A 6,772-nucleotide genomic window follows, 5' to 3' on the forward strand; every position below is an offset into this window, starting at 1 on the left:
GCTCGCCGAGGCGTACCGGGAGGCGGCGGGGGGGGGGGGGCGCCCCCCCCCCCCCCCCCCGGGGCGGGGGGGGGGGGCGGGGCCGCCCCCCCCACCCCCGGCGCCCCCCCCGCCCCCCCCCCCTCTCCTGCGTGGGGTGCCCCGTCGCCCCGGGGCGTCCGGCCCGGGGCGAGGAGGCGGGCCCGGGGCGGTGGCTGTGGACGGCCCCGCCATCACCTCGGGGGCAGCGGCGGCCTCCGCAGGGCCGGCGCCGTGTCATAGGTGGGTGGCGTCGACGCCGGGTGGCCGGCGAGGAGGTCCAGGGCGACGCGGACCGCGTCGTCCAGTACCGCGTGGCGGCCCTCCGCCCAGTCCAGGGGGGTGCGCAGGGCCTCCAGGTCGGGCTCGACCCCGTGGTTCTCGACGGACCAGCCGTACGTGTCGAACCAGGCCGCGTTCATCGGCACCGTGATCACCGTGCCGTCGCCGAGCCGGTGGCGGCCGGTCATGCCGACCACGCCGCCCCAGGTGCGCTGGCCGACCACCGGGCCCAGCTTCAGCAGCCTGAAGGCGGCTGTGATCATGTCCCCGTCGGAGGACGTGGCCTCGTCGGCCAGGGCGACCACCGGGCCGCGCGGCGCGTTGGACGTGTACGACACCGCCTGCGCGTTGCGGGTGAGGTCCCAGCCGAGGATCGTGCGGGTGAGCTTCTCGATGACCAGCTCGCTGATGTGGCCGCCCGCGTTGCCCCGTACGTCCACGATCAGTGCCGGGCGTGCCACCTCCAGGCGCACATCGCGGTTGAACTGCGCCCATCCGGAGCCGCCCATGTCGGGGATGTGCAGGTAGCCGCACCTGCCGCCGCTCAACTCCCGGACCACCTCCCGGCGTTTGGCGACCCAGTTCTGGTAGCGCAGGGGGCGTTCGTCGACGAGGGGGACGATCGCGATACGGCGGGAGCGGCCGCCGCTTCCGTCTCCCGCGGGGCGGAAGGTGAGCTCGACCGTGGTGCCGCCCGCCGCCGTCAGCAGCGGGTAGGGCCCCGCGACCGGGTCGACCGGACGGCCGTCGACGTGGGTGAGGACCGAGCCCTCCCGGACACCCGTGCCCGCGAGCGGTGAACGGGCCTTGGAGTCGGAGGAGTCGCCGGGGAGGATCCGCCGGACCACCCAGTCGCCGTCGCGGCACACGAGATCGGCGCCCAGCAGGCCGATCGCCCGCTGGTAGTGCGGCGGGCCCTCGTTGCGGCGGGCGGGGGAGACGTAGGCGTGCGAGGTGCCCAACTCGCCCAGGACCTCGCGCAGCAGGTCGGCGAACTCGTCCGGTGAGGCGACCCGTTCGACCAGCGGACGGTACTGGTCGAGCACGCCCTCCCAGTCGATGCCGCACATGTCCGGCTCCCAGAAGTAGGAGCGGATGATGCGCCCCGCCTCGCCGTAGGCCTGGCGCCACTCGGCGGCGGGGTCGACGTCGTGCAGGATGCGGCGCAGGTCGAGGTAGACCGTCGAGTCGCTGTCGCCGGCCTCGTGGGAGGGAGCGGCCCGCAGCTCGCCGTCGTCCATGACGACCAGCCGAGTCCCGTCGCCGCTGACCGAGAACCAGTCCAGGTGGGCGACCAGCTCGGTCCTGCGGGCCTTGGCGATGTTGAAGTGTTCCAGCGTGGGCCGGCCCGACATGTCCGCGGGGTTGGCGAACGTCTCGCCGAGGGCGCCGGAGATCGGCCAGCGCAGCCAGACCAGTCCGCCGCCGCTCACCGGGTGCAGCGCCGAGTACTTGGACGCGGAGACGGGGAAGGGCGTCACCCGGCTCTCCAGCCCCTCGAACTCCACGGTGACCGCCGTGCCCTCGACACCGGTGCTCTCGGCGGCGTCGACGGGGTCCAGCCCGCCCGCCGCGGGGCGGCCGTCGGGCAGCAGCGCGAAGGGGGACGGGGTGGCCGAGGACAGCGGCACCAGGTAGGGGCGGCAGCCGAGCGGGAAGGAGAGGTCGCCGGTGTGGACGTCGTACACCGGGTCGAAGCCGCGCCAGGAGAGGAACGCGAGGTAGCGGCCGTCACCGGTGAAGACGGGGTTCTCGTCCTCGAAGCGGCCGTTGGTCACGTCGACCATGACCGGTGCGCCGGGGCCGGTGATCCTGGCCAGCTTGATCTGCCGCAGCGACCGGCCGACTCCCGGGTGGGACCAGGTCAGCCAGGCGCCGTCCGGGGAGAACGCCAGATCGCGGACCGGGCCGTTGCCGGAGCGGACGAGCTCGGTGACCTCGCATTCCCGGGTGACGGGCCCCGGCCGGGCGGTGAGCGGCCCGGCGCTCTCGTCCAGGACCGCGACCGCCTCCTCTTCCTCCGCCGTGTCCAGCAGCAGCAGGCGCCCGTCGTTCGAGGCGACGGCGAGCCGCTCGCCCTCCGGATCCGCGATCATCTCGTGGACCCGGCCCAGGCGGCCGGAGGCCAGCCGCCTGGGCGGGCGGTCGCCGCTGGCCCGGGGGAGGTAGGCGATCTCGACGGCGTCGTCGCCGTCCGCGTCGGTGACGTACGCGACCTGGCCGCTGCTGCCGAGCATCTCGGGCAGCCGCACGCGCACGCCCGGGGTGTCGTGGATGGTCCGCGCGGGGCCGTCCCGGTGCGTGAGCCAGTACAGGCTGCCCCGCACGGAGACGGCGCTCGCCCGGCCCGTCTCGTCCACGGACAGTGAGTCCACGTGGCTGGCGGCGGGCACCTGGTACGTGCGCCGCCCCGCCCGGGGCCCGCCGAGCCGCACCTCGAGCTTGCGGGGCACGGCGTCCGGCGACTCCAGGTCCTCCACCAGCCAGAGGTCGCCCGCGCACTGGTAGACGACCCGGTGGCCGTCGCTGGAGGCGTGCCGGGCGTAGAACGCGTCGTGGTCGGTGTGGCGGCGCAGGCCGGTGCCGTCCGTCCGGCACGAGTACAGGTTGCCGACGCCCTCGTGGTCGGAGAGGAAGGCGATGCGCCCGCCGACGAACATGGGCGCGTCCAGGTGCCCGCCGATGTCCGGCAGCAACCGCTCGCCGTGCAGCCACAACCGGCCGGTCGCCCCGCCCCGGTAGCGCTTCCAGGCCGCGGGCTCGTGCGGCGGTTTCCCGGTGAGCAGCAGGGTCCGCCGCTGCCCGTCGACGTCGGCGACGGCGATGTCGGAGACGGGGCCCCAGGGGAGTCTGCCCCCGGGGCCGCCGTCGGTGGGGACGCTGTAGGCCCACGAGAAGTAGGAGAACGGCTGGTTGTGCGAGGACACGGCGAGGATCTGCGAGGTGTCGCCGGGATCGGGGCTCCAGCCGCACACCCGGGCGTCGGTCGACCCCCAGTACGTGAGCCTGCGGGCGGGGCCGCCGTCGACGGGGGCGAGGTGGATCTCGGGATCCAGGGTGCGCCAGCTCGTGTAGGCGATGCGGCTGCCGTCGGGCGAGAAGCGGGGATGGCCGACCCTGGTCCGGTCGACGGTCACCCGCCACGCCCGGCCGGGCCGGTGCCCCGCCGGTGCGAGCGGGGAGACCCAGAGGTCGTCCTCGGCCGCGAAGCAGAGCAAGTCGTCGTGGAGGTGCGGGAAGCGGAGATACGCGACGTCGTCACTCACCCTCCAATGCTTTCCGCGCGGGGGGTTCGCGGCAACTTGTGGTGCAGGACACAAGCGAAACCGCCCGGTTTCGCCCGGACGAGGGAGTACCTTCTAAGTGTACGAAACAGTTTCGTTCGTATCGCCGGTCGCCGACCGGCGTGCGATCCGGTCGACGCGACGGAAAGGGGGTCGGCACATGGCACGAACCCGGCTCACGCCCGAACGCGAGAGCGAGCTGTACGCCGCCGTGCTCGATCTGCTGGGCGAGGTCGGTTACGAAGCCCTGACCATGGACGCCGTCGCGGCCCGCACCCGCTCCAGCAAGGCCACCCTCTACCGCCAGTGGGGGAGCAAACCCGAGCTGGTCGTCAAGGCGCTCCGGAACAACAAGCCGGTCCACCTCGCCGAGATCGACACCGGTTCGCTGCGCGGCGACGTCCAAGCCGTGCTCCTGCGTTCCGACGACTGCCAGATGGAGAAGAACTCCGCGCTGCTGCGGGGTCTGAGCCATGCCGTCCACGACAACCCCGATCTGTTCCAGGCGCTGCGCGAGCTGATCGTCGAGCCGGAGATGACCGGCCTGCAGACGCTGCTCCAGCGGGCCGTCGACCGGGGTGAGGTGCGTCCGGACAACCCGGCGCTCCCCTATGTGCCCCACATGATGATCGGTGCCTTCGCGGCCCGTGAACTGGTCGAGGAACGTCCGGTCGACCAGGCGTTCCTCGTCGACTACGTCGAAGCCGTGGTGTTCCCCGCCCTCGGTGTCTGACCCTTCCGCCCTTCCGTACGCCCCCTCCCCGACGCTCCACCTGAGACCTGACACGCCGCTCTCGTCGTCGGGCTGGTTCCTCACGCCCTTCCTCCACTCAACGACCTGACCGGGAGTACCCCTCCGTGGCCACATTCCTCTACAAGCTGGGGCGGCTCGTCTTCCGGCGCCGCCGCTACGTCGCCCTCGTCTGGGTGGCGCTGCTGGCGCTCGCCGGATTCGGTGCCGCCTCCGCGACCACCGCCACCTCCAGTTCCTTCTCGATTCCCGGCACCGAGGCCCAGCGGGCCTTCGACCTGCTGGAACAGCGCTTCCCCGGAGGCAGCGCCGACGGCGCCACCGCCCGGGTCGTCTTCAAGGCCCCCGAGGGCGCGAAGGTGACCGACGCCGCCAACAAGGCCGAGGTCAGGGACATCGTCGGCGAGCTGAAGGCCGGCTCGGACCAGATAGCCTCGGTCGCCGACCCGTACAAGGCGAACGCCGTCAGCAAGGACGGCTCGACGGCGTACATCTCCGTCACCTACGACGTCAGCTCCATGGAGCTGACGGAGGGGACGCGGGAGTCGCTGGAGCACGCGGGGGAGTCCGCCCGGAGCAGCGGGATGACCGTGGAGATCGGCGGTGACGCGCTCCAGGTGATGCCGGAGACCGGCGCCACGGAGATCATCGGTGTCGCCATCGCCGCGGTGGTGCTCGTCATCACCTTCGGATCACTGATCGCCGCGGGCCTGCCCCTGCTCACCGCACTCATCGGCGTCGGCATCGGGGTCTCGCTGATCACGGCCCTGGCGAACGTGCTCGACCTGGGGTCCACCACCTCCACGCTCGCGATGATGATCGGCCTGGCGGTCGGTATCGACTACGCGCTGTTCATCGTCTCCCGCTACCGGGCCGAACTGGCCGAGGGCCGGGAGAGGGAGGAAGCCGCCGGGCGGGCCGTCGGGACCGCCGGCTCCGCGGTCGTCTTCGCCGGTCTGACCGTCGTGATCGCCCTGGTCGGCCTCGCCGTCGTCAACATCCCGATGCTCTCGAAGATGGGCTTCGCCGCCGCGGGCACGGTCGCGATAGCCGTCCTCATCGCCCTCACCCTCGTACCGGCGCTGCTGGGCTTCGCGGGCAAGCGGGTCATGGGGCGCAGGGCGCGCAAGGCCGCGGAGGCGGAGGACCGCCCCGAGGCGAAGCCGAACATGGGCACCCGCTGGGCGCGGTTCGTGCTGCGCAGGCCCGTGTGGGTGCTGCTCGTCGGCGTCGTCGGCCTCGGTGCCATCGCGGTACCGGCCGCCTCGCTCGAGATGGGTCTGCCGGACGACGGCTCCCAGCCGAAGAGCACCACGCAGCGCCAGGCGTACGACCTGCTCTCCGACGGCTTCGGCCCCGGGTTCAACGGGCCGCTGCTGATCGTCGTGGACACGAAGAGGAGCGCGGACGGCAAGGCCGCGGTCGATCAGGTCTCCCGGGAGATCGAGGGCATCGGCCACGTCGAGGCCGTCACCCCCGCCACGTTCAACAAGGCGGGCGACGCGGCCACGATCACCGTGATCCCGAAGGACCGCCCGAGCTCCACCGAGACGGAGCAGGTCGTCCACTCGATCCGTGACGCGGGCCCCGGCATCAGGAGCGAGACGGGCGCCGAGGTGCTGGTCACCGGTGCCACGGCGATGAACATCGACTTCTCGCAGAAGATGAACGACGCCCTGCTGCCGTATCTGGCGCTCGTCGTCGGCCTGGCCTTCCTGCTGCTGATGGTGGTGTTCCGCTCCCTGCTGGTGCCGCTGAAGGCGGCCCTCGGCTTCCTGCTCTCGGTCGTCGCGGCCCTCGGAGCGGTCGTCGCGGTCTTCCAGTGGGGCTGGCTCGCCTCCCTCTTCGGGGTCGAGCAGACGGGCCCGATCATGAGCATGATGCCGATCTTCATGGTCGGTGTCGTCTTCGGCCTCGCGATGGACTACGAGGTCTTCCTGGTCACCCGCATGCGGGAGGCGTACGTCCACGGGGAGACGCCGGGTCAGGCCGTCGTCACCGGATTCCGGCACGGGGCCAGGGTGGTCACGGCCGCCGCGGTCATCATGATGGCGGTCTTCGCCGGCTTCATCGGCTCCACCGAATCGATGATCAAGATGATCGGCTTCTCGCTGGCCATCGCGGTCTTCTTCGACGCCTTCGTGGTCCGCATGGCCATCGTGCCGGCGGTGCTGGCCCTGCTCGGCAAGCGTGCCTGGTGGCTGCCGCGCTGGCTGGACCGCGCCCTGCCCAACGTCGACGTCGAGGGCGAGGGGCTGCGCAAGGAGCCGCTCGCCGAGGCCGACGGGGACGGCCGGCGCGAGGCGGTCCGCGTCTGAGCCGTACGGACCCCGGGGCCCGCGTCCGAGCGGTGCGCGGCCCCGGTGCGCCGGTTACCTGTGGGGACGGGGGACCGGGGCGGCAGAAGGCCCCCGCGCACGCGGCGCGGGGGCTTTCG

At 72.7% G+C, this 6,772-nt stretch carries 3 protein-coding genes; 2 read left to right on the forward strand and 1 reads right to left on the reverse strand.

The window, feature by feature from the left end; all coding sequences use genetic code 11:
- Positions 1-212: 212 nt before the first annotated feature.
- Entirely contained in the window at positions 213-3,566 is a 3,354-nt protein-coding gene (locus ABZ371_RS27020; RefSeq protein ID WP_358684228.1) for a S41 family peptidase, read from the reverse strand.
- A gap of 178 nt (positions 3,567-3,744) precedes the next feature.
- On the opposite strand from ABZ371_RS27020, the gene ABZ371_RS27025 reads away from it, so the two are divergent.
- Positions 3,745-4,317, forward strand: coding sequence for a TetR/AcrR family transcriptional regulator (locus ABZ371_RS27025; RefSeq protein ID WP_358684230.1), 573 nt, complete (start codon positions 3,745-3,747; stop codon positions 4,315-4,317).
- A 125-nt stretch (positions 4,318-4,442) separates the two neighbouring features.
- Positions 4,443-6,653, forward strand: coding sequence for an MMPL family transporter (locus ABZ371_RS27030; RefSeq protein ID WP_358684232.1), 2,211 nt, complete (start codon positions 4,443-4,445; stop codon positions 6,651-6,653).
- The last annotated feature ends 119 nt before the right edge of the window (positions 6,654-6,772 follow it).

Origin of the sequence: Streptomyces sp. NPDC005899, from assembly GCF_040629645.1 — a bacterium.
Taxonomy (GTDB): domain Bacteria; phylum Actinomycetota; class Actinomycetes; order Streptomycetales; family Streptomycetaceae; genus Streptomyces.

Excerpts from the sequence above, each read along its gene's own strand:
- ABZ371_RS27025 (WP_358684230.1), top strand. The coding sequence starts at position 3,745 with ATGGCACGAACCCGGCTCACGCCCGAACGCGAGAGCGAGCTGTACGCC.